This window comes from Chryseobacterium daecheongense (genome assembly GCA_027920525.1).
Lineage (GTDB): Bacteria > Bacteroidota > Bacteroidia > Flavobacteriales > Weeksellaceae > Chryseobacterium > Chryseobacterium proteolyticum.
In genome coordinates this window covers 4,047,063-4,072,629 of the sequence record CP115858.1, presented here as the reverse complement: position 1 = coordinate 4,072,629, position 25,567 = coordinate 4,047,063, and the positions used below count along the sequence as shown (strand labels likewise).

At 38.2% G+C, this 25,567-nt stretch carries 21 protein-coding genes; all 21 read right to left on the bottom strand.

Features of this window, described 5'->3' with window-relative positions:
• Positions 1-33: 33 nt before the first annotated feature.
• On the bottom strand, positions 34-537 hold the full coding sequence (locus tag PFY10_18255; GenBank protein WBV56145.1) for a hypothetical protein: 504 nt from the start codon (positions 535-537) through the stop codon (positions 34-36).
• 9 nt (positions 538-546) lie between these two features.
• Positions 547-2,199 carry a hypothetical protein gene (locus tag PFY10_18250; GenBank protein WBV56144.1) on the bottom strand — a complete coding sequence of 551 codons (1,653 nt, stop codon included), beginning with the start codon at positions 2,197-2,199 and terminating at the stop codon, positions 547-549.
• A gap of 47 nt (positions 2,200-2,246) precedes the next feature.
• Positions 2,247-2,642 (bottom strand): hypothetical protein, encoded by a 396-nt coding sequence (locus PFY10_18245; GenBank protein WBV56143.1) that lies wholly within the window; start codon positions 2,640-2,642, stop codon positions 2,247-2,249.
• Between the two features lie 53 nt (positions 2,643-2,695).
• Positions 2,696-3,109, bottom strand: a complete 414-nt coding sequence (locus tag PFY10_18240; GenBank protein WBV56142.1) for an immunity 70 family protein — start codon at positions 3,107-3,109, stop codon at positions 2,696-2,698.
• Between the two features lie 25 nt (positions 3,110-3,134).
• Positions 3,135-4,691 carry a hypothetical protein gene (locus PFY10_18235; protein WBV56141.1) on the bottom strand — a complete coding sequence of 519 codons (1,557 nt, stop codon included), beginning with the start codon at positions 4,689-4,691 and terminating at the stop codon, positions 3,135-3,137.
• A 1-nt stretch (position 4,692) separates the two neighbouring features.
• Positions 4,693-4,950: a hypothetical protein gene (locus tag PFY10_18230; GenBank protein WBV56140.1), complete on the bottom strand. Its 258-nt coding sequence runs from the start codon at positions 4,948-4,950 to the stop codon at positions 4,693-4,695.
• Positions 4,925-5,815: a hypothetical protein gene (locus PFY10_18225; GenBank protein ID WBV56139.1), complete on the bottom strand. Its 891-nt coding sequence runs from the start codon at positions 5,813-5,815 to the stop codon at positions 4,925-4,927. The genes PFY10_18230 and PFY10_18225 overlap by 26 nt, the downstream gene beginning before the upstream one ends.
• An 8-nt stretch (positions 5,816-5,823) precedes the next feature.
• Positions 5,824-7,989 (bottom strand): phage baseplate assembly protein V, encoded by a 2,166-nt coding sequence (locus PFY10_18220; protein ID WBV56138.1) that lies wholly within the window; start codon positions 7,987-7,989, stop codon positions 5,824-5,826.
• Positions 7,990-8,237: 248 nt separating this feature from the next.
• Complete coding sequence (gene tssD, locus PFY10_18215) at positions 8,238-8,651, bottom strand: type VI secretion system tube protein TssD (GenBank protein WBV56137.1); 414 nt, start codon at positions 8,649-8,651, stop codon at positions 8,238-8,240.
• 326 nt (positions 8,652-8,977) lie between these two features.
• Positions 8,978-11,311: a TonB-dependent receptor gene (locus tag PFY10_18210; GenBank protein ID WBV56136.1), complete on the bottom strand. Its 2,334-nt coding sequence runs from the start codon at positions 11,309-11,311 to the stop codon at positions 8,978-8,980.
• 123 nt (positions 11,312-11,434) lie between these two features.
• On the bottom strand, positions 11,435-12,430 hold the full coding sequence (locus PFY10_18205) for a DUF2931 family protein (GenBank protein ID WBV56135.1): 996 nt from the start codon (positions 12,428-12,430) through the stop codon (positions 11,435-11,437).
• 73 nt (positions 12,431-12,503) lie between these two features.
• Positions 12,504-13,472 carry a hypothetical protein gene (locus PFY10_18200; GenBank protein ID WBV56134.1) on the bottom strand — a complete coding sequence of 323 codons (969 nt, stop codon included), beginning with the start codon at positions 13,470-13,472 and terminating at the stop codon, positions 12,504-12,506.
• A complete protein-coding gene (locus tag PFY10_18195; GenBank protein WBV56133.1) occupies positions 13,465-15,144 on the bottom strand; it encodes a DUF2235 domain-containing protein in 1,680 nt (559 codons plus the stop codon). Before PFY10_18195 ends, PFY10_18200 begins: the two co-directional genes overlap by 8 nt.
• Positions 15,145-15,146: 2 nt before the next feature.
• Entirely contained in the window at positions 15,147-17,084 is a 1,938-nt protein-coding gene (locus PFY10_18190) for a phage baseplate assembly protein V (GenBank protein WBV56132.1), read from the bottom strand.
• Between the two features lie 51 nt (positions 17,085-17,135).
• Positions 17,136-17,984: a lytic transglycosylase domain-containing protein gene (locus tag PFY10_18185; protein ID WBV56131.1), complete on the bottom strand. Its 849-nt coding sequence runs from the start codon at positions 17,982-17,984 to the stop codon at positions 17,136-17,138.
• 60 nt (positions 17,985-18,044) lie between these two features.
• Complete coding sequence (locus tag PFY10_18180) at positions 18,045-20,540, bottom strand: ATP-dependent Clp protease ATP-binding subunit (GenBank protein ID WBV56130.1); 2,496 nt, start codon at positions 20,538-20,540, stop codon at positions 18,045-18,047.
• A gap of 85 nt (positions 20,541-20,625) precedes the next feature.
• Entirely contained in the window at positions 20,626-20,778 is a 153-nt protein-coding gene (locus tag PFY10_18175) for a hypothetical protein (protein WBV56129.1), read from the bottom strand.
• A 191-nt stretch (positions 20,779-20,969) separates the two neighbouring features.
• Positions 20,970-21,374 (bottom strand): type VI secretion system tube protein TssD, encoded by a 405-nt coding sequence (gene tssD / locus PFY10_18170; protein ID WBV56128.1) that lies wholly within the window; start codon positions 21,372-21,374, stop codon positions 20,970-20,972.
• 267 nt (positions 21,375-21,641) lie between these two features.
• Positions 21,642-24,041 carry a type VI secretion system protein TssR gene (tssR, locus tag PFY10_18165; protein ID WBV56127.1) on the bottom strand — a complete coding sequence of 800 codons (2,400 nt, stop codon included), beginning with the start codon at positions 24,039-24,041 and terminating at the stop codon, positions 21,642-21,644.
• 44 nt (positions 24,042-24,085) lie between these two features.
• On the bottom strand, positions 24,086-24,997 hold the full coding sequence (locus tag PFY10_18160; protein ID WBV56126.1) for a PKD domain-containing protein: 912 nt from the start codon (positions 24,995-24,997) through the stop codon (positions 24,086-24,088).
• A gap of 45 nt (positions 24,998-25,042) precedes the next feature.
• The gene (gene tssO, locus PFY10_18155; protein WBV56125.1) at positions 25,043-25,564 is read right to left on the bottom strand and encodes a type VI secretion system TssO; all 522 of its coding nucleotides are present in this window, start codon (positions 25,562-25,564) and stop codon (positions 25,043-25,045) included.
• Positions 25,565-25,567 lie beyond the last annotated feature (3 nt).

Here is a 25,567-nt window from a genome sequence, read left to right as displayed (position 1 = left end):
CATCAAATAAAAGAAGACCTTTTCAGGTCTTCTTTATTTTTTACTATAATTAAGATGCGGATTATCAGGTTTAAATTCATAATTAAACAATTCTTCTTTGGAAAGGCTTAACAATTCCCGTAAATAATCCGGCAAAAATTCTCCGAATTTATCCTGGTAAGAAGTTGTTTCCTGAAATGTCCCATCAATAAGTTCAATAGATTTCAGATACTCATTATTAAAAACGATGCTTGCATTTACAATATTCCCATCTTCATCATATTCTTTTGAAACACCATACATTACATTGCCTTTGTTTTCATTAGCCTGCTCCAGATTTCCGTCAGAATCATAGATGTATTCGATCCCATTTTTGTAGCCATTCTTATATTGGGCTTCAGATTCTATAGCATCTTTGAATTTTACATATATTTCTCCCGTAAAGGGTTCTTTACATTCTTTATCTAAAAAATATACAGCAAATCCGTTACTATCATTTTTAGTATACAAACGATCATCAGTATCTTCTAATCTCAGCTCTGCATTTTTGTCAATCATATAAGTTTATTATTTATGTCCATGAGTGTTTATTCCATCTGTCAGGAAACCACAATGAGGGCATCTTACCTTAGGAGGAGGTGTTCCATTATTATTTTTAATTGCATTATTCTGTAAATCCCTATTGTGAAGATCCATTTCCCGGATTGAATTTTCATCTACCGGAAGACCGGCTTCCCTTCTTGCTTTTAAAGCCTGATCGTAAGCTCTTATTTCAGAGTGAGCTGCTAATCGGTTGTCTGCAGTTTCAGGAAGTTTTATTTCACCACTTTTAATTTTAGCTTCGTACTCTGCTACTTTTTGTTTGATAAGAGGATCTGCACCACCCAATTCAGGAGGATCACTCAACCATTTTTCATAAGCATTCTTGCCTGTTACGTTATTTTTAAAGTTTTGTCCAAAAAAGGTTTTACCTGTTGCAGGATCATATACGCCTGATAAACATGGTCCCCTTTCTTTAGCACTTTGAGTTTCTACAATTTCTTTAGCCTTCGCCTCTGTATCAGCAATTAATTTATCACTAGGTTTTTGAGGTGTACTTTCATAAGCATCACCTTTTTTATTTTCTCCGGAATTGTTTTGCCCTTCATCACCTTGTCCTTTATTTCCGTTAGGTCCATCTTCCTCTGCCGCTTGCTGTTTCTCGTCTTTTGGTGGTTCTTCGTCCTTTGGCTGACCTTCATCTTTTGGTTTTCCTTCTTCTTTATTACCGGTATTTGCGTCATTATCGGAAGGAGTATTTCCATCCTTATCACCACCGCTGTTTGATTCTTTTATAGGCGGAGCAGGCTCTTTCACTTTAATATTAAGCAAATATAGGAAAAGAAGATAATCGGACGGATGGGCCTGTCCGGTAAAAATACGTTTTCCCATACCTATTTCAGGAATTCCTCCATTGACTAAAGCAGCTCCGGCATCACCGGCATCCTGAACATTTCCATAAGCATGCTCATTAGCCAGCGCATTTAATCCGAACAATGCACGGCTGCCTCCCCAAATTCCGGTAAAACTTCCGGCAACGTTTGAGAGAACACTGGAAAAGGTTGGCGCTGCTACGGCTAGTGATCCGCCTGCCAGTCCCGAGACCAGAAATCCTCCAGCCCCTACCGCCGCACCACCAAGGGCACAGCCTGCAAGCTGAGTGACATAATTAAAGCTACCCAAAGCTAAAGCATGGGTCCAGCTTTTGATTTCAGGAGCAAATTTTACCACTCCACCTATAGAACAGGTCATGGTACGGTCCCCTGTAATACCTGGAGTTCCCGTAAGTATTAGATTGCTCTTACTTCCATCCCATGTTCTTGCCGTCGCATTTTTTTGCCCACACTTCAATGCTCCGTCTACGGCTGCAATAACTCCACCTGCAACCCCAGCAGCTGCGCCTATAGCCATCATTCCGATAAGACCTATAGCAGCAACTCCTCCGGTACCTACAATTAAGGCAACTACTACCACTACAGCCACAGCAGTTAAAAGTGCGGCCCAAAGCATATTTTTTGTACAGCCGAAATCGATCCAGCTGCTTGTGGCGGTATCCGCTACAGTGATATAGACTTCTCCTGAGCTTTTTTTATTGCTTTTTCTGGTTCCCTGCAATTGTGCAGGCATTGCACCACTGGAGCACATCCAGAAGTCTTTTTCTGTAATAATCTTATTTCCCATATCTGGTTTTTAGGATTTATATTTTATATGGGGTTGTATATTTTAAATTAAAAAATAAGGCAGTTCCTTACATTTACCAGAAACACTCTTTTATTAAGAAATTTCATTTTATTATCTTCTATTTTATAAACCAGGCCAAAAGAATACCCTGAACCTTCATCAACATTATATACCTGAGAAACAATAGCATCAAAACTATCGTCTTTAAGAGTAATCTTATTACTGTAGATTAAAACCACCGTCTCTTCATCAATGCTTTCTATTTCTTCTTCTGCCATTTCAATAGCTTCATCCAAAGAGTCCGCAATCATCTTTTTAATATTTTTTTCGCCAAAATAAATAAATGGAGAAAACCGCACGCCATTCTGAATATTTTCAATCGCAATCTCTTCTCCTTTTTCTACTTCAGCTTGTAAGTCTTTTTCTAAATCTTCAAATTCCATGAATCTTCATTTCTCTTGGTAAGCTTTGTTTTTTAATATACTTCTAGTAAAGATTACATACTATGGATATTAATATCTTTATTAATACTTTTTGCAGCATCAAAGGCTTTATAGAAGACATTAAAAAGATCTTCACCATCATTGGTATAAAAATAATTGGACAGATCGGTTATTCTTTCGGCAATATTATCTCCCCAAGGTGGTTGTTTCGACAGATCCTCAATATCCCACACTATCATAGATGGTGAATATTCTTCCAATTCTTTTTGGATCGTTTTTAATTCATTAATTGCTTCATCTACCTTATCTGCGGGTAAAGTTTTATAATACAATTCATTCATTAGCAATGGAAATCTACTGCCCCATTTATTATTTTCCAGATTATAAGCAATTGTAGAAAAAAAAGAATGTAAAAAATCACCCGTGCCTATCTTATAAAATATAGGTCCTACCTTTAATCCTGTCATTATTTATTTTTTATAAATATATTAATTATTGAATAAAAATTACCTCTAGATTCGGACAACTCTTTTGAATACTAGATTCTAACTGAACTAATGCCTCAGGAGACATATTTTGGCCTCTAACATCAATTACTGCTGTCTGTCTTGTTCCTGGTGGAAGATTTTGTAATCTGTCTGTATATTGTCTGTTAAGCTCATTCGTTAAATTTCTTCGACCCGTATTAGATGTGACATCATAATTTTTCACCTCAACACTATGTCCTGTATTATATAAATCAGGCCTTGTACTTCCTTCCGTTCCATACGGCACTTCTTTGCCATCAATGAAACTTTTTTGAGTATCATAACCAGGATACATTTGTTCCGCATCAATTTCACTTTTTCTCCAGCTTGGTCGATTTGTATCATTTGGGTTATTAGGATTAGGTTCGGTTGGTTCTGCAACCTGGGCATTAGGATCCTTAACGAATTTATGAGTTTGAGAATCTTTCAATCTTCCATTGCTATCTCTATAGGTACCAGGCGGATCACCAGGCTGACTACTTTCATAAGAATTTGCTTCCCCGCCTTCATTGGGTTTTGTTGTTGTTTCTCCTTGTCCTTTGCTTCCATTAGCTCCTTCTTCTTCAGGCGTTTTGTTTCCTTCTTCTTTAGAAGTATTATTTCCATCTTTATCGCCTCCACTATTCTGCTCTTTAATGGGTGGTGCAGGTTCCTTCACTTTTATATTTAATAAATATAAAAACAGAAGATAGTCAGAAGGATGAGCCTGTCCGGTAAAAATACGCTGTCCCATACCAATTTCCGGAATTCCTCCATTGACTAAAACAGCTCCGGCATCCCCGGCATTCTGAACATTTCCATAAGCATGCTCATTAGCCAGCGCATTCAATCCGAACAATGCACGGCTGCCTCCCCAAATGCCGGTAAAACTTCCGGCAACGTTTGAGAGAACACTGGAAAAAGTTGGCGCTGCTACGGCTAGTGATCCGCCTGCCAGTCCCGAGACCAGAAATCCTCCGGCTCCTACCGCCGCACCACCAAGGGCACAGCCTGCAAGCTGAGTGACATAATTAAAGCTACCCAAAGCTAAAGCATGGGTCCAGCTTTTGATTTCAGGGGCAAATTTTACCACTCCACCTATAGAACAGGTCATGGTACGGTCTCCTGTAATACCTGGAGTGCCTGTAAGTATTAGATTGCTCTTACTTCCATCCCATGTTCTTGCCGTCGCATTTTTTTGCCCACACTTTAATGCTCCGTCTACGGCTGCAATAACTCCACCTGCAACCCCTGCCGCTGCGCCTATAGCCATCATTCCGATAAGACCTATGGCAGCAACACCTCCGGTACCTACAATTAAGGCGACCACTACCACTACAGCCACAGCGGTTAAAAGTGCGGCCCAAAGCATATTCTTTGTACAGCCAAAATCTATCCAGCTGCTTGTAGCGGTATCCGCAACAGTAATGTAGACTTCTCCTGAGCTTTTTTTATTGCTTTTTCTGGTTCCCTGTAGTTGTGCAGGCATTGCACCACTGGAGCACATCCAAAAATCTTTTTCTGTAATAATCTTATGTCCCATATTACAGTCTTTTTAGGGTTTGTTTTCGAGTATGGGCTTTTATCCTGTTTCTATCATCGATCCGCTGATGTTCAATTCCGTAAACGGTTTTTCTGATAAATTTCTCCTGATCTTTTTCATATTCTTTAGCCATAAAGATGAAAAAGCTTTTAATACAGTTTTTCCTGTCGAATTTTAAATTAAATCCGAGGCGGTAATTTCTTATAGAAATGCTCTTTATATAAGACTTTACATCAGGAAGTCGCTGTATTGTATTCATCTGACATTTTATATTTAAGAATTTCGTCGCTATAAAATGTATATTTCAATTTTGCATAAAGATTTTCAGGATCGGCAATTTCTTCTCTCGTAAGGGAAGCTTCTATGATTCTTCCTGTAGATTTTTCCGTTCTGTAAATCCCTTTTTCGTTGAGTGAGGTTTCCAGTTTGGAAACATCGATCTGATTGGAAAACTGAATATACGCCCGGTTATAAAATCCTATGTTCAATAAAATGGATGGTTCTCCGGAAAGTTCTACAATCATTTCATCGGAAGACAGTAATGGATTACTGCTATTCTTCAGGTCAAAACTCCAGTGTACATTGGCTGAATTAAAAAGGTTTAATGCATTTTCCTTGTAATTTCCCGGGATTTTTCGTCCATAGATTTTATTAAAATACATCAGGAAAAATTCATTATTCTGAATGCCTTCTATCAGCTTCTTTTCATCTTGGAAGATGTTATCATTTAAGATAATCGCATTTTTAATTTCAGGATTATTTTCTGCTATCTTTTCCATTTCAGCCTTGGTCTGCTGCCACTTTGAACGAATGACATTCATATTGGAAACTTCCACTACTTTGCCTTCATTATTTATGGTCAGATACAATTCATTATACAACCTGGAAAACGCATTCGTAAGTGCTGCCACCTCTTTAATTAGAGGATTATTGGCTTCAAGAAGAATGTGGTCCAGAACAATTATTTTTACTTTAATATGATCCTCTGCTACCTGTAGAACGGTGAAATCCCATCTTAACTGTGAACGGGAAATCATGTGTACATTTACCGCTTTAATATCTGAATCTATTATAAGAGTATATTGTTCAGAAAATTTATCTTTTATGTTGAATGATTCACTCATAGATCTGTTTAATTAATAAATGCGTCCCCACCATCAATCTTGGTCTGTCCGCCACCGAGATGATTGGCAGGAGATGAAAGATCAATTCCTTTGGTACCTACAACTCCGATTCCCTCTCCACTGATCCCAATGATCTTTCCGCTGAGGATAATTGTTCCGTCAGCTTTTAATGTAATTGAACTGGCACCTGTCTTGATCGTTACATTTGTGTCGCACTCTAAAGATATATTTCCGGCATTATCCATTGAAAATACAGAATTGGCACCACCGCCATCTTTACTTCCGACATTGATGACATTTTTGCTGCCTGTATTTACTGTATTGTTATTACCTACTTTTACTGTCTTATTGTTATTGGCATTGGTCGTTGCATTACCGGCACCATCAAACTTCATATTCGCACCTCCCTGATCTGTTAAAAAAACAGAACCTGCTCCGTCATCCAGTTCCAGTTTATTACCACTTCTGCTGCTTAAGCTTTTAATATTATTTCCTGCGCCACCGCCACCGCCAACACCTCCGTGAAACATGCCTCCCATAACAAAAGGACGATCCGGATGCTGATGAACGAAATTAACCACAACCTGATCTCCGACTTCAGGGATGGCCATAAATCCACGATTTTTGCTTACTTTTTCACTTCCTCCACCATCGGGAGTCATCACTCTGATAAATTCCGTGGTTGCAGATCCGTTTTGCCAGTCAAACTGTACCTGTACACGACCCTGGTTTAAGGGATCGGTATTGGAGATCACTTTGGCAAACTGAGGTTCTGCTTTAGGAGTTTCAAACTCCGGCCGTGGAATAAATCCTGTATCAGATGCAATCGCATCAAATGTTCCTGTATAATATCCTCTTGCATCTACCTCATGAGTCATATCTATGATCATGAGTTTCGTGAAATAAGAGGTTTCATTACTGTCTGTTTTCCGCATCTCAATATCGGCAGTACATCCTGGATACAGGAAAGGAACAGTAGTGGTTCCTGAAGTAATGAAAACACTGGATGCTTTACTTCCCGCAGTACCTTTTTGGGATGCGTCAATGTCCATAAATGATGAAGCCTTAATCGGAGCTACTCTCAGAGATGGCGTTGTAAATGTTTTTTCTGAAATTTCGTATGCACGCTTGGCAATATCTGAAGTATGGGTAATTTTTGAATTACCGGTGGTAAGTTTTTCATTTTTACTGCTGTTATACCCATAAAAAGTAGGATTAACATGCTGAGCCTTCATTCTTATTTTTATATCCTGAACGCTGCTGCCATAAGTAAGCTTGATTGGTTTTTCCTGAGGCGGCAATTTTCCGAAATGAAGAACTTCACCGTCATAATAGAATTGCTCACCATAGGCTTCGGCAATTCTTGCAAGATAATTATAATGGGTTTCCTCATATTGGGAGCTGTAAGAGACATTTCCATGTTGTGAATCAACCCGGAAGTCAAACTTATTTTGCCCTAATCCTTCTTTTATAACCTGATCTGCGATGCTATTTAAACTTATTTCTTTACCTCCTCCAAAGCTCTGGATATGAGGAGCCGCATCAAGCAGAACGGTAGGGCTTGATCCCGTAAGTACTACATTTCCAAGGCTGCCCTTCTCCTGGCTAAAACCTACTTCGGTAATAACCCCTACAAAACTTCTTTCAGGTCCATCTTCAACATCTTTGTATTTAAATACGACAGTGATTCTTTTTCCAAGGAAATTTTGGGCTTCTTCAAGGTTATGGTTTTCCGGATTTCCCAGTGTATCATGAGCAAGCATTAAATCGAATTCATGATGTTTTGTAGCACTCTGTTTAAGCTTAAAGTGTTTAAAGTGTTTTACAATTTTTCCTTCAATAATAATATCAAGTTTCACCACCCTATTGATACCCATGATCTGGCTTTGAGGGAGCGCATTCGCATTATGTATTTTGGAAGTAGGTTGCTTGGACCATACTTTATCTTCTATAACAGAAGGAGCTGTAGGCTGTACAACCTGGTTCATAAAAAGACCGGAAGCATTTTGTGCCATGCCTGAATAAGCCTGAGCCTGGGATAGCTTTTGGGTTACTTTCTGAACTTTCGGATTTGCTTTTTCCTGTATTTTTTCACTACCCTTTTGTATTGCCTGTGTTTTCACTGTATCTCCCAGTTGTTCAGCAGGACCTTTTATATTTTTGGGCGCCGACATTTTCGGCGATTGACCATCCTTAAACATAATCTTAATATTTGAATTGATTAGCTGATGTTGTGAAATAAAATCATCTTATGATCAGATAATTTTCTATATTCCCTCTAAACCAAAAATCATAAACACCTAATTAATAGACATATATGATATTTTTATAGAGTTATGGATCTCAAAACGAAAAAACAGAATAGTCAACTCTGGTGAGTAAACTATTCTGTACCAATTTTATTTTTACTAGGATGGTTTAATTAATTGCTGCTTCCACCTGGCCAGATACCTTCATAGATACCGTTACCATAATGGATTTTTTCTGCACTTACGATGAAGCTGATCAGCATACTGTTGTCATCCACAGCATCAAAGTCTACTTCGTGCTGAATAACATATCCGTTCTCCCATGTCAAAGTAATTAATGTTCCTTCTTCGTGAGATTTATTGAAAGTAACTTCACCTGTTGTAGGCTTGTATTTCCCGTTAAGTAAGCTTTCTAAGATGTCAGATTTTTCTGTAGCTTCGATCGTTAATTTGATGATTGCGTTGGAAGGGTCAGAAGCTACACGTCCTGAAACGTCTGTAGATCTTGATACGCTGTAATTAAGCTTTAATAATTTCTGACCTTCGCCTCCGTTGAATTTTAAGATTCCTCTTGAATTTGCTGCCATGATTTGTAAATTTTAATCGTTAATATTTTGTGATGTGGTGTTCAATTGTATAGCAAATATAGATTGCTTATTCTTAATCTAAAACTTTTTGATCACCTATCTGAGTTTTTGTAGTAATTCTACGATTTGGTGTAGTAATTCTACGACAATAGAAATAAATTATACATTAAAATACTTATAATCAATTTATTACATTTAAAATCCAGTCAATATATCTAATTATTTTTAACACCCATCCGAGAAATATTAACAAAAAATTAATAAAATTTAGAAGGTGTTAACATAAGATTAGATTCAAAAAAAGCTGTGAAAATCACAGCTTAAATTTAAAATTTATATGCAATACTCCCGAGGACCTGAGTCGGATTTTGTGGAGTTAATCTTACCGACCATGTTTTTTCATTGGTCAGGTTATTCACTTTTATTCCTGCTCTGAAATTTTTATGATCATAAAAGACTGTAGCATCTAAAGTAGTATATGCCGGGATAATAACTTTAGCTGTTGTCGTATTGGTCTGGAAAGAATGATTTCCCTTATTTCCTCCAAAACCCACTCCGAGTCCTTTTAATTCTCCCGCCATGATTTGATAGCTCATCCATAAATTGTAAAGATTGGATGGTCCGGATAAAGCAGGACGCAACCCATTGATTTTTTCTTCTGCTTTGGTCATTTTACTGTCATTATAGGCATAGCCTGCAATAATATTGAATCCACGAAAAGGGTTTGCAGTAAATTCTACCTCTACTCCTTTACTTCTCTGTCCTCCGTCTTGTAAAGAATACAGATTATTAACAGGATCAGGTCGCACCATATTTTTTACATCAATATCATAATAGCTTACTGTTCCTACCAGCCTATGTCCAAAAAGGTCTCCCTTTATTCCTATTTCTTTCTGGTTTGCCTGTTCCGGTTTGAAAGTGTTTCCGTTGATATCTGATCCTCCTTTATTGGTAAATCCATTCATATAGTTTCCGAAAATGGATACTTTGTCTTTTACCACCTGGTAAACCAAACCGAATTTTGGGGAAAAATTAGTCTGCCAGTAATCACCTGAGTTTACATTTTTAGCAATATCGGTAACTCCAAGATTTTGATATCGGTCTGCCCTCAGACTTACCATAGCCAGAAATCTGTCGGTAATATTGAAGACATCGGATGCATAAATAGCATAGCTGTTGTCTCCATTTTTTTCGATCCTTGGGGTTCCTGAACTAGCAAGATTATCTATCGTAGATTGATTGGCTGAATAGGGCGTATTGCTGGTAAAATCAAATGGAGCACCTGTCACCGTTACCCTGTCGAAACTATTCGCATTGTTGTAATAATCCAGCCCAATGATCAATCTGTTTCTATGTCCTGAAATCTGAAAGTCCCCAATAAAATTTTGTTGAATATTGGTCGCAATGAAATTGGTATTTCCCTTCATCACCTGTAAGCTTGCTTTTGTATCAGAAGTCCCATTGATGGCAGTAATGTATCCGTCTATGGTCGATCTTGCACGTGAGAAAACGGTTTGAGATGTCCAGTAATCAGAAATCTTATAGTTCATTTGTGCAAAAATATTCATCATTTCTGTTTCATAAGCAATATCATTGCTTCCAAATAACCGGTTATAAGGAAATCCCATATCAGCAATAGATTGTACTTTATTGCTTTTCAGGTAAGGATTAAACCTCACAACAGAGGTAGCCTTCTCGTGACCATATTCGATGTCAAATAAAAGAGAAAGCCTGTCATTGATCTGATAGGAAATAGAGGGTGCCATTGAGATCGCATTACTAAATCCAAGATCCTGAAAGCTTTTCTGGTACGTGGCCGCACCATTTAACCGGAAAAGAATGGTCTTATCCTTATTCACTGGTGTATTAATATCTGCAGTAAACCTGTTGTAGTTCCAGCTTCCTGCCGTATAGGACACTTCTCCTCCGAAACCATTATACGGCTTTTTGGTTACCCTGTTAAATAAACCTCCATATGTCGACAGATTTGAGCCAAATAAGGTTGCCGAAGGTCCTTTAATAGCTTCAATTTTTTCAAGGTTTGCCGGATCAATGGTAGTGTAGGCAAAACCTGAGATCCCGTTTCTTACCATAGGCTCCGTGGTAAATCCACGGGAAAGGAATGTAACACGTCCCTGATTGGCAAGCATGGGAATTCCGGAACCCGGAATATTTTTTGAGATACTTCCCAGATTAACTGCAATCTGTTCCTGAATTAACTCTTTTGGAACACTGATGTAAACCTGCGGGGTCTCGATATTTTTCAAGGGAAGCTTGGAAACATAAGGACTTTCCTTTTTAGAAAACTTATTGGTGAGCGTAGATAAAGTAATTTCCTGAATAACGGAAATATTTTCTTTCTCCAGCTGGTAATTGACCACTGCCGGTTCATTCTGCTTTACATGTACTCCTACAATTTTCTCATTGGAGCCAATAACCTGTATTTTAAGGTGGTAATCTCCTTCCGGCAATTCATTAAAACTGAAGTTACCATTCTGATCAGTTAGGGTATGCTTATGAGTCTCTATCAGCTCTATGGTCGCTTCGGAGAGATTATCTCCATTATACTGTTTGAGAGTCCCGGAGATAGATCCTGAATTTTGGGCAAAAGCCCAACCCAAGCCCCCGAAAAAAAAGGCAACAATAACGGCACGTTTCATTTAGTCAATTTTTCAGCCGCAAATGTAAGTTTTATTTATACTAAGTAAAAATAAGAATAGATAACATTGATTAAAATCATGTCCTTGTTCAAAAAGAAAAACCTTCTTTTATTTCTCTATTGATTATTTATAAGAATCGTGAAACTCTTTTTCGGTCTTGAAAATTCTTATGCTATCAGCCGGAAAAGGCTCCCCATTCAGAGAGATCTGAAATCCGCTGTTATCAGGAGCTATTGTTAGTTCAAGATTTCCCTTGCTTCCTGTTTTCCTGAAGGCTTCATTTGCTTTTTCCCAACTAAAAAAAGCACGCCCCAGGTATTGTTGTCCTTTTCCTGTTTCCCAGGTAAAGTTCAATTCTTTAGGTATTGCCCTTTCTTTGATCTGAATGTTATTAATCCATGGACGAAGCATCACTTCTGTTTCACCATTGTAAAAATCCAGGTTCATATCAAATAAGCGGAGTCCTTTATTCTGGGAGGTAATCAAAGGTTTCCAGGAATACTTTGTTCTATAATTATCCCATGTAACGGGTGATGCATCAGGATTAAAATCCCTTTTTTTAACCTCTTCTCTGGTCATGCTCCATTTCGCAAACAGCTTTTTCTCAAGCTCTTTATCATTTTTTACTACATCGGCCTGAAACCTGCCTAATTCTATTTGAACAGCACGAAAACGAAGCCATACAACTACCATTCCCTTGGGAGCAAAACCAAAAACCAAAGTTGAAAAGCTATTGTAAGGATTCTGTGCACTTCCAAAAGTTTCATTTCGTCCCAGGTTTTTATATTCCTGAAGTTCTTCGGTGTAAAGAGGAGCTTCACTTTGGGCATAAGCCCGTTCCATATAGTCTTTAATTTTATCTTCCGGAAAGTCCGCTTTCAGATGGTAAAAAGTATCTTCATACCCTGCATAGTAAGTAATATCAGCTCCAATCGGAGTTCCATGCTGCTCGGTCCATCCTTTTCCGGATGTCCCCCATTCACCTGATGTTCCGCCATAAGGCAAGCTGGCAGGAATGCCTTCGAGGGTTATGATCTTATCATCAACGAACTCTATTCTATATGGATTGGCTGGAGCACATATTTCTACCTGAAACTGGGGTATTTCTTTTTCTTTCATTTTCTGACAGCTTATATTTTGGGCAAAAATTGCCAATAAAAACAATATCTTAATCAATCTCATATCAATTTCATTATTTTTGAGAAGCGGGTTGTACAGGAAGCGGGGGATCAGAATCATTGCTTTCTTCCCTTATCAGTCCCGGATCCTTCAAACATTTTGCGACAAGGAAGTTTTGGGGATCATCTCTGTATTTCAGTTCTTTAGCCGGCTTCTGTTTTATTTTAACATATGGATAAATGATCCTGAGATGCTGATCGTTTGTACTATTCTTTTTTTCGTATTGATTTTTATTTTTGTTAAAAGAATAAGTTCCGAGATCTATTTTATCCTGAACAACATGATAATCTTCATTCAAATATATCTTATCCTGATCGAAAATTGAATATATTTTGTCGAATTTCGCTAGTATATTTTCCGGTTTTTCTTCTTCAATATCAGTGGTGTTTCCCAACTTAAGCGGTGAGCGGCGCACGAGGTCACTATCTTTAATGTGTCCCTCCTTAATCGTAATGATGCCATTAAGTTCAGAAATATCCTGTTCTTTTTCAAGAAAGAATAACAACAGATCGTTGCTCATATTGTCCAGCGGAAATACATTTACAACATCAGCGTTATTTTTTACGGTCAGATCCTGTACTTTATTTTGAAATGGAATGAAGTAACCAGTTTGTCCGCAATCTTCGGTAAGGCGGACAGGACGCAGAATATCTGATTCTGTACTCATGTATATCTTGTTCCGGATGATCTGCTGATCGGTAATAATCAATCGGTTTTCACCAGGAGTTTTCCTACTATATAAGAGGTATTCTGATTTTTGATGGATAGGATTAAAAATCAAAGCATTATTTTGTATTGACGCTCTTCCAATAGCAACCGTGGACGCTCCTATCGCAACAAACCGGTTATCAGGAAAAATATACAGATAAATCTGCTTTTCTCCAAAATAATATTGTCCGGTTATGTCTGGCGTTTTCTGACCATAATTATAATTAAAAATGAGTACTAAAAATAAATAGATCAATCTTTTCAGCTTATCCATCCTGTATATTCCTTTTTCTGTATTTCGCTTCCAATGCGCCTCTTTCCTTAGGAGCATTATCATTAGGTCTTGTATCTAACCCAATCTGATTGGTCTTAGCAGACCAATGAAGGTACTGATTTCTAAGTATTTTCAGATCTTCTTTATCGATATGCCCTAAATAGGAAATAGCTTTAATATCCTTTATATAACGGGAAGAGGAAGAGGTATCCCCTGAGTTATATGCTTCTATATATTTATTCCGGAGATCATTGCATGCATTCATATATGTGGATAACTGCGAATAGATCTTCTTCATAAAGCTGTCATTTATTTTATGATTTTTTTCGATGACATCTTCTAGATACTTAATATCATTATTTCTGGAATAATGAAACATTTGGTTTAAGGGAATTTTATCATACATATTGGAAAGCTTCCTTGTTCCTACCAAACCATAATATTGTGCTCCTTTATTCCACCACCGGTCATAATTGACGTCTTTTTGGTAAAAATATTTAATTTTCAATTGGTCTTCATGATACCAGCCTTCCTCTACAACAATTTTTTTAAATGCTTCACACTCTTTATGCGTTTCTACATTCTGATAAGGATCATAAGGATCACAATACAACACGGAAATTTCCTCTCCAATGCCGTAGGACCCTCCAATATCGGAGTGAACTCCCGGAAGGGTAAATTCCAGACCATACAATCCTGTACTATTGATGTTCGTAAGGTCAAAATTATCCCTGTATTCATCATCAGAAGCCAACTGTAGGGCAAACTGTACTTTCCCTCTTCCAATGGTATCCAGCCCCAGCTGTTTGGTATCATTATCAATACCAAAGCCCCCTCTGTGATTAAGTCCATAGGACGCTACCGTATCATATAGCCCGGCAAATCTGAATCTGATCTCTTTAACCTCCAGTCCCTGCGCCAGGAGACAAGCTCCAAAATAACCATGTTGATTTATAAATGCATCTTTGGATCCATCTTTATCACTGATGGTCAGATATCCGTCTTTGATGTCTTCAGGTGGAAAAACCTGCAGGACTTTTCCAAAGTTAGAATAAGAGACATAAGCTTTTGAGTTGGCTACATGTACAAAATGTCTTGCCGCCGCGGCTCCGCGGCTAAACCCGAACACATTTACAGTTAGAATATTGATCGGCCTAATGTTATTTTTTAATTTATCTAAAATCGCCTGTGCTCCCTTTAAACATCCTTTAGCCACCTTGGCGACTACTCCTGTGCTTCCGGTACCTTGTGCAACTCCTTTCAGGATACTATCGCTTTCTTTATTTTCTGTTCCGATCCCCTCAATGTACCACGACACCTGGTTATCAGCATTGGGATCTATAGCGTCATATCCTTTCGCTACGTTCGTAAATTCATTGTTATAGCTATCATCCTTATCGCTGCTGGCTTCCTTAAAACCTCCACCCAGCATGGTATTGGTTTTATTATTCTGGGTTCCGTCAAAAAAAAGATTCAAGCTGATATCAATCGAATTTACGGGCTTATCATTGGGGTTTACTTTTTGTGCCTGTCCATAGCTTACCCCGGAATCCTTGCCTTTCTGCTCTACCGAAACCGAACTATTATGCTCTATGCCTTCTTTGGCGTAGGTTAAATAATTCCCTCCGGTTCTCGTAGTCGTCTTACCTTCTACAAAATACTCGATGCTCATGACTAGTGATTTTTAGATTTCTCACCACTATTGTTTTGAACTTCTTTTTCAGCGTGATGTTCTACTTTTCCTTCACTATTGACCTCAACTCCTTTTAAGCTGGTCAGCTTGTGTTCTTTTTCTCCGTATACCTCCATGTCCCCTTTCACATAATGGCTCATTTTTCCAATGACATTGGTTGTAAAATCCGCCCCGGTAGTCAAATATTTCATAGACCCTACGCTTTCCGTATTATTGAGCATTATTTTATCCATTTTGTTCATCCCGACATAGGTATTCATATTTTCTCCAACATTAATATTCATATTCCGGCAGTTCAATGTCATGGTTTCAGGAGCTGTGATTGTGATGTTACTTCCGGTGGTGTCCAAATGGATCTTATTTCCCGATTTATCCGTAATAATGATGCTTTCATCTTCCGTAAAAATAATACGGTGCCCACTTCTTGTCTGAATGGATTTTACACGGTTATCTACTCCTCCTCCTAAACCTACACCACCATGAAACATTCCCCCCATTACAAACGGGCGGTCAGGATGGCTGTGAACAAAATTGACCATCACCTGGTCTCCTACTTCCGGTATGGCTACGTAGCCTCTGTTTTGAGTAATCTGATCCGTTCCCCCTGCATCAGGAGTCATTACGCGGATAAAATGGGTAATATCATTAGTCTGCCAGTCAAATCTTACCTGTACCCGTCCCTGGTTTTCAGGATCGGCATTGGAAATTACAGTGGCAATCTGTGGTTCTGCTTTCGGAATTTTAAAATCCGGTTTTGGTAAAAATCCGGTGTCCGATGCAATGCCTTCAAAGCTTCCCTGATAATGACCGATTGTATCAATTTCATGGGTGGTTTCGGTGATCATGATCCTGGTGAAATAATCACTTTCATTGGTATCAGGCTTACGCATCTGCACATCTACAATACATCCCGGATGTAAAAAAGGAACCGTAGTTTTTCCGGAAATGGAAAAAACACTTACCGCTTCACTCCCCGCAGCACTTTTCTGGGAATATTCCACATCAAGGTGTGTTGACGCTTTTACAGGTGCTACCTGTAGAGCCGGTGTTTTGAAGATTTTATCATTATGGGCATACGCTGTCTTAGCAAGATCACTTACATGCTGGATTGGTGTTTCACCGGAAGTAAGTTTTTCATTTCTACTGCTGTTGTATCCATAAAACTGAGGCTTTGTATGAACTGCTTTCAGTTCTACTTTTACATCATTGGCATTACTCCCGTAGGTAAGTTTGATCGGTTTATTTTGAGCAGGAAGCTTTCCAAAGTGCAAGACTTCTCCATCATAGAAAAATTGCTCACCGTAAGCTTCCGCCATTCTCGCCAGATAATTATAATGGGTTTCATCATACTGGCTGCTATAAACAATCTGGGAATAATCATTAGTATCTATCCTGATATCAAACCGGCTTTTATCGATGCCCTGCTTAATCACTTCCTCTGCAATAATCCCCATATTAACGGCCTGGTCACCTCCAAAACTCTGAATATGCGGAGCACCGTCCAAAAGGATGGTAGGGCTATATCCTGTTAAAACAATGTTCCCAAGGCTCATTTGCTCCTGGCTGAATCCCACTCCCGTAATTACTCCCACAAACGTTCTTTCGGGGCTGTTTTCTATGTCTTTGTAAGAAATCACAGCTGTAAGACGCTTACCCAAAAATTTATTGGCTTCTTCCAAAGTATGCGTTTGTCTTCCTCCAAGTGCATCGTGCGCTAAAGTAAGCGTAAACTCGTGGTGACGTTGTGCACTTTGCTTCAAAGTGAAATGCTTATAGTATCTGATCACATTTCCTTCGATCACAAGAGACAATTTTACGAGACGGTTGATCCCCGTATGATGGCTCTCCGAAACGCGATCAGCATTTTGTGAAGGACGAAAAGAAGGATTTTGGGATATGTTGGGTGATTTTGTTTTCATATAAACTGCATTTGGATCGTTAAACATTATTATTAAACCTTAATCATTACTTTATTTCTTCCTGACAGAGCGGCTCAGTATTTTATTCTTTTTTAAAAGAAAATCAGGCATGAGATCTACCGGCAGATAGAATATGCTTTCGCCGCTTTGCTTGAGCTCATCCATGATTCCCGGATTCCAGGTAAGTATTTTATCTACATCTACATCCAGTTCTTCGGCTATAATACTTAAGTCAAACCCGGCATTGATATCTGTTTCAGCTAAATTAGGTGCGGTATATTTGCCTGTCCTGTTTTCAAATATCATATTCATGCGTGAATTGTTATAATCATTCAGAACGCTTTGCAATTCACCTGTGGCATAGCAGGCATTTAAATATTTTTTAACATGGTTTATTGTTTCTCCGGGAAGATATTTACTAAAAATATGATATTGCGAAGATCCCGCAGCATCCATTGCTCTTGAAATATTACCCTCGCCACAGTTATAAGCAGCAACTACAGTTACCCAGTTGTTGTATTTTTTGTACAGCTTCCCCAGGGAAATCACCGCTGTTTTGGTACTTCTGTATAAATCCGAACGGCTTTGCTCAGAAAGACCGTATTGATTGGCATGTGCTGTCATAAACTGCCATACACCTACCGCACCGGCACCGGAAATTTGTTTCCGGTCAAAACCGGATTCAATCAGGGCTAAATTTCTAAGATGCCTGGGTAACCCTTTTTGAGAAAGTGAATATTCTATAAATTCTACGATCTCTTTGTTCGAACTGATGATACTTTTATATCTTCTCACACTGTTTTCGGAAGTATCAGAAGCTGAAAGAAACTGCCCATTTACAAAATGAGAAGAAATCAGCAACAACATTCCAGTTACAATATGTTTGAAATTAAATTTCATTGTACTAATAACTATTTTAAATTAAAAATAAAAACATTTTCAAATGGATTTATCTTAACACTACGCCACACTCCATGTCAATTTATCCTCTTCAGCATTCCAGCCTACATGGATTGTTTGCCCGGATTTTACTTCTTCACGAACGATCATTTTGGAAATAGGTCTGGCCAGCTGTGCACGAATAACACCTGAGATCTGCCTTGCTCCGTATTTACTGCTAAAGCCTCCAAGAGCAAGGTTTTTTACAGCCTCGTCACTTATTGTAAGCGTCATACCTAGTCTGGTTAGTGAAGTATGGAGTGATTTCAGCTGAATATTAAAGATCCTTTCTGCAATAGATTCGGTAATTGGGGCAAAAGGAATGATCTCCGTAATCCTTGCCAAAAATTCCGGTCTGAATCTTCCGGAGTTCGACATGATCTGCATTAATGAAGATGATTCAGGAACCTTACCTTCTTCAAATTGCTTTACAATTTCTTCACTTCCGATGTTGGAAGTAAATAATATAAGGGCGTTACTGAAATCTCCTTCTTTTCCGAGTTTATCATGCACTTTACCCTCATCCATAATCTGAAGGAATACATCAAAAACTGAGTGGTGGGCTTTTTCAATTTCATCAAATAAAACGACTGTGTACGGTTGCTGTCTTATTTTATTAACCAGCATTCCTCCTTCTTCATATCCTACATATCCCGGGGGAGCTCCATAAAGCAGGGCTGCGGAATGTTCTTCTTTAAATTCAGACATATCGAAACGCACCATCGCTTTCTCATCATTAAAAAGAAGTTCTGCCATTGATTTGGCCAGCTCTGTTTTTCCTGTTCCTGTAGGTCCCAGTAAAAAGAATGATCCGATTGGCTGCCCCGGCTTGTTCAGTCCGCTTCTGTTTTCAACGATAGCATCAGAAAGGATCTTTAAGGCATGATCCTGTCCGACTACACGGTTCATAAGAAGCGATTCCATATTAAGAAGCTTCTCTTTTTCCTGTGCCTGAATCTTACCTATCGGGATATTTGTTTTTGCAGCCATCACTGCCGCCAGTTCCAGACGGTCAACTTTTTCTCTTTTTATGGAAGCATGCTGAAGAAGCTCAGTATGGGTATCATCGATGATCTTTTTGATCTGGTCTACAGGCATTGAGTTATCGATCGTAGGTTGCTCACTCAACGATCCCCACAAAATAGGGCTGATCTTATCCCTTAACAAATTATAAGTCCATATCAGCTCATCTGCCTGATCCTTAGCATCAGGATATTCTTCTTTTAGAATTTCTTCATAACTTTCTTTCCAGCTCTCCAGCTCTTTTTCGGAAAGTTCATCAAGCATTTTGATGGCAGCCATAGTCCTGTCCAGCAGATCAATCGCCGCATCAGGAAGTTTTTTACCTTTTGAATAGCGCTTCGCTAAACGTACACATTCCGGAAGGGCTGTTTTTTCAACCTCAATGTTATGGTGTTTTTTGTAACCTTCAAGAAGAACATCGATCATTTTCACACAGGTTTTCTCATCCGGTTCATTTACCGTCAATACCTCAAAGCGTCTGTTAAAGGCCTGTTCAGGTTCGATAATCTTCCGGTATTCCTCCTGAGTGGTAGCTCCGATAACCGTGATCTCGCCTCTTGCTAATTCAGGCTTCAGTAGATTGGCAACATTTCCGATGCTCCCCTTTGGATCTAAAAGTGTATGAATTTCATCGATGAATAAAATAGCTTTTTCAATCTTTTTACATTCATTAATTACTTTCTTAAGGCGATCTTCAATTTCACCTTTATAGGATGTTCCTGCCAGCAGTGCTCCTGTGTCCAACTCCAATAAAGTGGCATTTTTTAGCATTTCCGGAACATTTCCCCTGATGATTTCAGTAGCAAAGCCTTCTACTAAAGCTGTTTTACCAACTCCGGGCTCACCAATGATAATCACATTAGGTTTGCTTCTTCGGCAAAGGATCTCTACGAGCATCCTCAATTCTTTGTCCCGTCCGATAATATTTTCCAATGTTCCTTGCCTCGCCTGTGCTGTTCTGTCTACACAATAGTTTTTGATCGAAGGAAATGAGGCGTCCGTAAAATCCGAAGTATTGGAAAAAAGTGACGAAAATTCACCATCTTCCGCTGTGCCGTAAGGCATATCCTTCCTGTATAGGGCGAATATTTCATGCTCTCTTAAGGGAAGGGATTTCAACTGCTGTAATGTAAATGCAACCTGAGGCTTTACAATAGCAGTAAGTATACAAATAGGAGTGATCTCATCAAGTCCAAGTTTCAGCCTGATGTCATCTGCCTCTTCGGTAATTTTATCTACATATTCATCTTGTCCCACATCATCAGGAAGGTGGGTTGTTTTAGGGTAATCTTCTATGCGAACATCAGCCCATTCATAAAAGTATCCAGGGTCTTTATCAATATTTTTCAGAAATTCGTTAAGTCCTATATCTTTGTGCATCAAAGCCTGTAAAAGATGTGGAGCTCCATATGTGGCATTATAATTTTCTCTTGCAATGGATTGTGCAATATGAAAAAGCTGTTTTACGGTTTCGTTGGTTACTAGTACTCCCATTGATAATGTTCTTATTAATATGTTTTGTGTTGTTGTATGCAAATAGTTTCACGTCTGCCTGTACAGTTCATCAGCAGGAATGTTCTTACATTAAAATATCATGAGCCTCATCAGCAATAATATGATCAGAATAGGGTCTTATTGGTAAAGTACACATCTGCAGATCCTTAATGAATCTGCCGGGTTTCTGTGATAAACGGAAAGAAATTCCGTAGGTATGTTCAGGTATCGGTAGCATATTTTTGCGATTGTGGTGAGGCTTAAAGGTAAAAAAAAATATCCAATCAGGATTTCTTTTAGGCAAAGTATTCCCTGATAAAGATTTCAGATTGTCTTTTCTGTGGGTATCTAAATTATCTCAGGCAAAAAAGACTGTCTTTTTATGGACAGTCTTTTTCTATGAATGTGGATTAAATGTGCCTTTTTTAATTAGCTTGATGGCCATAGACCTTCATAAATACCCTGACCATAATGAATGGTCTCAGCGCTTACGATAAAGCTGATCAGCATACTGTTTTCATCTACTGCATCGAAATCTACTTCATGCTGAATAACATATCCGTTTTCCCACTTTAAAGTAATTAAAGTACCTTCTTCATGAGATTTGTTAAATGTAACTTCTCCGGTGGTCGGCTTATATTTTCCATTAAGTAAGCTTTCCAGAATATCAGATTTTTCCGTTGCCTCTACTGTAAGTTTTATAAGTGCATTTGAAGGATCTGATGCTACCCTTCCCGATACATCTGTAGATCTGGAAACGCTATAGTTAAGTTTTAATAGTTTTTGACCCTCGCCTCCGTTGAATTTTAAAATCCCTCTAGAATTTGCTGCCATGATTGTAAATTTTTAATCGTTAATTGTATATTGTAACTCAATGAATGTACAACAAATATAGTACCCCTGCTGCTTTTATAAAAGTTTTCAAATGGATTTTTACAAATTTGTAGTAGTTCTACGATCATCGATGTAGCAACATTTTAGAACTCCCTGGCAATGATTCTTTTGCAATAATCCGGAATTGATAATCCGGAGATATTTCTTCAGGATTTCAATATGTGTAAATACAAAAAAGGCGGAAATAATTCCGCCCTATAATTGATTTTAATGTTTTGTATACTCTGGTTCCTCTACCGGAAGCATGGTCGGCATAAAATATTCATTTAGCCAATAGAAAGTCTGTCCGTTTTGCTGGATTTTCACCGCCGGATTATTTCTGTGAGTAAGCAATCTTTCTCCCAATTCTTTGTAGTTAAGGAAATATTTTCTTACTGTTTCATTTAGAACGATCTTAGATTTTCTCCATCCTTTAAGCTTATATTTTGACATTAGCTCTTCTTCAGACAAATCGAAACCTGTCGTCAATCCCACCGCATAAGACATAGGCTGCTCATAAAGATCACCTTTATCTATGAATGTTGTTGTCGGATTATATTTTTTAACAAGACGAACATATTCTTTAATTGCTTTTGACTGGTTGAAGTCTGCTCTTGCCGGACCAGTTTTCTCATATACTTCCCTATAGAAAGCTTTTAGGTTATCATATTCTGTTTCAGAGATCAGAATTCCTTTTTCAAGACCTGGTTTATAATCTTTAAGATCTTTTGGAATATACCCTTTTACCAGAAACGGACTTCCGTAATTGATCAGCTGAGCGGCAATTCCCGCCGGAACGCGATTGGTAAGTCCCGGATACAGATATTTATATTTCAGATCCACATCTGTTCTTCCCGCTCCTACTGAGGAATGGAAATAAGCATTCAGGGAATTATCTATCGACATATTATCCATGGTTACCTGTGAAATTAAACTATCAACTGATTTTTTCAGATAGCCCGGTGTCGTTACATCTCCTTTTTTAGGGAATATTACAAATCCCTGAGACATACTTTGCTTTGGATAGTCTAAAGAGAAGAAACCTTCATCTCCTTCCACAAGGTTAAAGTTATTCTTAGTTAAAACATCATTCTGGTTAATGATTTTTTGCTTTTTCAGCTCGGCAATATTTTTTGCCGTATTGGAAACAACATTTTGCCCCAGCAAAACGAAGTCATTATACGTATCAGATGATCTAGAGCTCGTCTGGAACATGATCAGCCTTGCCTGTGCTTGCGTAAGAGAATTGATTACGCCATACATATTCCCGCTCTGGTTGGCAGATGTCCCCACTGTAATTACAAGGTTCGTTTCATCAGGAACCGCTGAAAGAAGATTTCCTGCCGCCGTTAAACCTTCACTTACGGGTTGATATCCACTGTTGGTAGGACAATTCATCTCATTAATCTTATCTTCTATGAAAGAGATTATTTTACTGTAATCAGCATTTAAGCTGGAAACAGCTACATTATCTCCGCAAGAATTGTTTTTATAGAGAACCACTCCATATTTTACAGAATTGAAATAAGAAGGTTTTTCAAATCTTAACTGCAGGTCCTGTAACAGGGACTTTACAATCGGAGCATAGAGTGCATTAGGTGCACTGATATCTAAAGCAAAAACAATATTGATGTTTTTATTTCTTTCCGTGATCTCACGATAACGGTCAAAATAAATAGGTTCTCCCAATACATTTAAGACATAGTTCTTACTATAGTCCAGGATATTGGTAAAATATTTGGTTTTAGAATCCGGAGTTGGTGCTTCTTTTAATGCAAGCTTAACAGGGTAAATATTTTCAAGTGGCGTTCTCTTATTAACATCCGTAAGAAGAATTGCAGTCCTGCTTGCGGCATCACTACCTCCCGGCGCTCCTTCATGTAACCCTAAAGCCGTTTCTGTAACACCGGTTGTATTCTTCATTTTTACTGCAGAACGTTCCCCCCATGCTGAAATCACATTGGAACTTACCCATCCATACAATCCTGTGCTGATACTATCGATGTCAATATTCGGTTTTTTACCCACTAAAAATCTTTTGTTATTCTCAGCTTGTTTGTAAACATATACAATTTGACCGTTAGGTATCTTTACATTCGCATTTTCGATCAGACTTGGAGAGTTGAACACCATGATCGAATCATTTTTGTAATATCTTTCAGCACTTCTGATAACATCACTATTGCTTGGTACCACAGCAACCCTTACCGGATAACCGGTCTTTTCATCTTTTAAAGAGCTGTTCCAAAGCAATAGCTCGGACTCAGGAATCCATCCATAGGTCTTAATAGCCTTCGAAGAAACTTTTTTCATTAAAGCGTCCGGAATATACTCGGCTACTTTTACCATGCCGTCTCTATGCTTTAAGACCATTAAAGGTTCTAAGAATTTTACTTCTTTATATGATTTTTCGTCATTTTTATCAAGATAAGCCGTATTTCTGGAACGATCCGAAATGGCAATCCATGGAACGGACTTCTTTGGATAACCATTCATCACTGAGGCATTATCAATTTGCCCGTATTGCGTTGGCTCCGGAGTTCTTTTCGATGGTAATTTTACCTGACAGCTGGTCAGTAAAAATGAAACTCCGATATAATATGCTGCTAGAGGAAATTTATTTTTCATCCTATTTTCTTTTATAATTTGGTGTGCCCGATACAGGGTTGTAATTATTTACTTTGGTTAATATCCACTTTGGTTACACAATTCTGTGTATCATCAAAATTTACCTTAACGGTCTGAATAACATTATTTTTATCAAACTGAAGTCCCGCGCAATACATGTAAAAGTTATTTACTTTACTGTCATTCACCTTCACAACCGTATTCTCATTATTACAAAGGTATTTCTGAAGAAGGTAATTATAGTGTGAATTGAAATTACTCCCGTTGGCAATCTGCTGCAAATGATATTTAAAATCATTATCGATTTTTGCATAGGCGTCTTCTACGCTTACATCCTGATCATTTAATGCATCATAAGAAGGATCAATTCTAATGTGGTGTATAATCGGTTCAATGCTTTCATCCGTGTATAAAGTAACAATATAATCTCCCGGTTCTTTATAGGAGTAGATTGCTAGCTTATCTTTAGAATCCGTAGTTCCGCTTTCCCCGAATTTCCAGCTGAACTGTTTAGCATCGGAGATCGCACGAAACTGTACATTCTCGAATTGCATAGCCCGTAATGGTGCATCTATGGTTGTTTTTACCATCGCTGTATCTTTTGCTTTCTGAATTGCTCTGGCAGAAACCAGTACAGGGAAGGATTTAGAGTATTTATTATCGATAATAAGCGTTACCGGATAATATCCCGGTTTGTTATAAAAGTGGATACCACTGCTTTTCTCAGAAGTTGTCCCGTCTCCGAAGTTCCATTTTTTGCTTTTGGCAAATTGTGTTTTATCTTCAAATACCAATGTATCCCCTACACTTAATGTAGATGGATATACAACCCCTACAATATCATCTGCAGAATGAATGACCTTTTTCTGCAACCAGAGTGCAACAAGAGCCGCAATCAGCAATGTCGCTATAACACCGATAATAATGTTCTTTTTGTTCTTTTGAAAATAATTCATAGTTATAATGTGATGTGTGATTGATTGAGTATTAGTTTTTACCGTTTACTGGGTTCTTTCTTTTAATGCATTCTGTCGCTGAAAGACACGGTCTTTGGTTTCTTTAAGTCCGATCAGGCAATCCTGATACTGTTTTTGAAAGAGTTTGATATCTTCTGTAGTTCTTGAGATGATCTTTTTGTCCTCAAAATACATTTTATAGAATTGTGCAATCTGGGGATAAGCATCTTTTCTGATGTCTATATATTCCGGACCAAAGCTGTTATTAATATCATTAATCCCTGTCTGAATAGAATTTTCCACAAAAGGTTCTGTGGTTTCATCCGTAAGTCTGCTCACCTGGATGAAAGTACTATCCTGCAAACGCTGGGTTAATTTTTGTTGCTGATCAAATTTGGCTTTTTGTTCAAGTTTCTGAATGGCAATAATATCATCTTCAGAAAATGGCGATTTGAATCTTTTCAGGAAAATAATTCCTAAAAATATGAGTGCTGCCAAAAGCATTAAAATCAAATAAAAAAATTGATATTGCTTTTCTTTTTTGGATAATGTGATGTGTCCCTGCATAAC

Excerpts from the sequence above, each read along its gene's own strand:
- tssD (WBV56137.1), bottom strand. The coding sequence starts at position 8,651 with ATGGCAGCAAATTCAAGAGGAATCTTAAAATTCAACGGAGGCGAAGGT.
- PFY10_18205 (WBV56135.1), bottom strand. The coding sequence starts at position 12,430 with ATGAAAGAAAAAGAAATACCCCAGTTTCAGGTAGAAATATGTGCTCCA.
- PFY10_18160 (WBV56126.1), bottom strand. The coding sequence starts at position 24,997 with ATGAATTATTTTCAAAAGAACAAAAAGAACATTATTATCGGTGTTATA.
- PFY10_18210 (WBV56136.1), bottom strand. The coding sequence starts at position 11,311 with ATGAAACGTGCCGTTATTGTTGCCTTTTTTTTCGGGGGCTTGGGTTGG.
- PFY10_18250 (WBV56144.1), bottom strand. The coding sequence starts at position 2,199 with ATGGGAAATAAGATTATTACAGAAAAAGACTTCTGGATGTGCTCCAGT.
- PFY10_18235 (WBV56141.1), bottom strand. The coding sequence starts at position 4,691 with ATGGGACATAAGATTATTACAGAAAAAGATTTTTGGATGTGCTCCAGT.
- PFY10_18180 (WBV56130.1), bottom strand. The coding sequence starts at position 20,540 with ATGGGAGTACTAGTAACCAACGAAACCGTAAAACAGCTTTTTCATATT.
- PFY10_18190 (WBV56132.1), bottom strand. The coding sequence starts at position 17,084 with ATGAAAACAAAATCACCCAACATATCCCAAAATCCTTCTTTTCGTCCT.
- PFY10_18175 (WBV56129.1), bottom strand. The coding sequence starts at position 20,778 with ATGCTACCGATACCTGAACATACCTACGGAATTTCTTTCCGTTTATCA.
- PFY10_18185 (WBV56131.1), bottom strand. The coding sequence starts at position 17,984 with ATGAAATTTAATTTCAAACATATTGTAACTGGAATGTTGTTGCTGATT.
- PFY10_18230 (WBV56140.1), bottom strand. The coding sequence starts at position 4,950 with ATGAATACAATACAGCGACTTCCTGATGTAAAGTCTTATATAAAGAGC.
- PFY10_18255 (WBV56145.1), bottom strand. The coding sequence starts at position 537 with ATGATTGACAAAAATGCAGAGCTGAGATTAGAAGATACTGATGATCGT.
- PFY10_18245 (WBV56143.1), bottom strand. The coding sequence starts at position 2,642 with ATGGAATTTGAAGATTTAGAAAAAGACTTACAAGCTGAAGTAGAAAAA.
- tssR (WBV56127.1), bottom strand. The coding sequence starts at position 24,041 with ATGAAAAATAAATTTCCTCTAGCAGCATATTATATCGGAGTTTCATTT.
- tssD (WBV56128.1), bottom strand. The coding sequence starts at position 21,374 with ATGGCAGCAAATTCTAGAGGGATTTTAAAATTCAACGGAGGCGAGGGT.
- tssO (WBV56125.1), bottom strand. The coding sequence starts at position 25,564 with ATGCAGGGACACATCACATTATCCAAAAAAGAAAAGCAATATCAATTT.
- PFY10_18200 (WBV56134.1), bottom strand. The coding sequence starts at position 13,472 with ATGGATAAGCTGAAAAGATTGATCTATTTATTTTTAGTACTCATTTTT.
- PFY10_18220 (WBV56138.1), bottom strand. The coding sequence starts at position 7,989 with ATGTCGGCGCCCAAAAATATAAAAGGTCCTGCTGAACAACTGGGAGAT.
- PFY10_18195 (WBV56133.1), bottom strand. The coding sequence starts at position 15,144 with ATGAGCATCGAGTATTTTGTAGAAGGTAAGACGACTACGAGAACCGGA.
- PFY10_18240 (WBV56142.1), bottom strand. The coding sequence starts at position 3,109 with ATGACAGGATTAAAGGTAGGACCTATATTTTATAAGATAGGCACGGGT.
- PFY10_18225 (WBV56139.1), bottom strand. The coding sequence starts at position 5,815 with ATGAGTGAATCATTCAACATAAAAGATAAATTTTCTGAACAATATACT.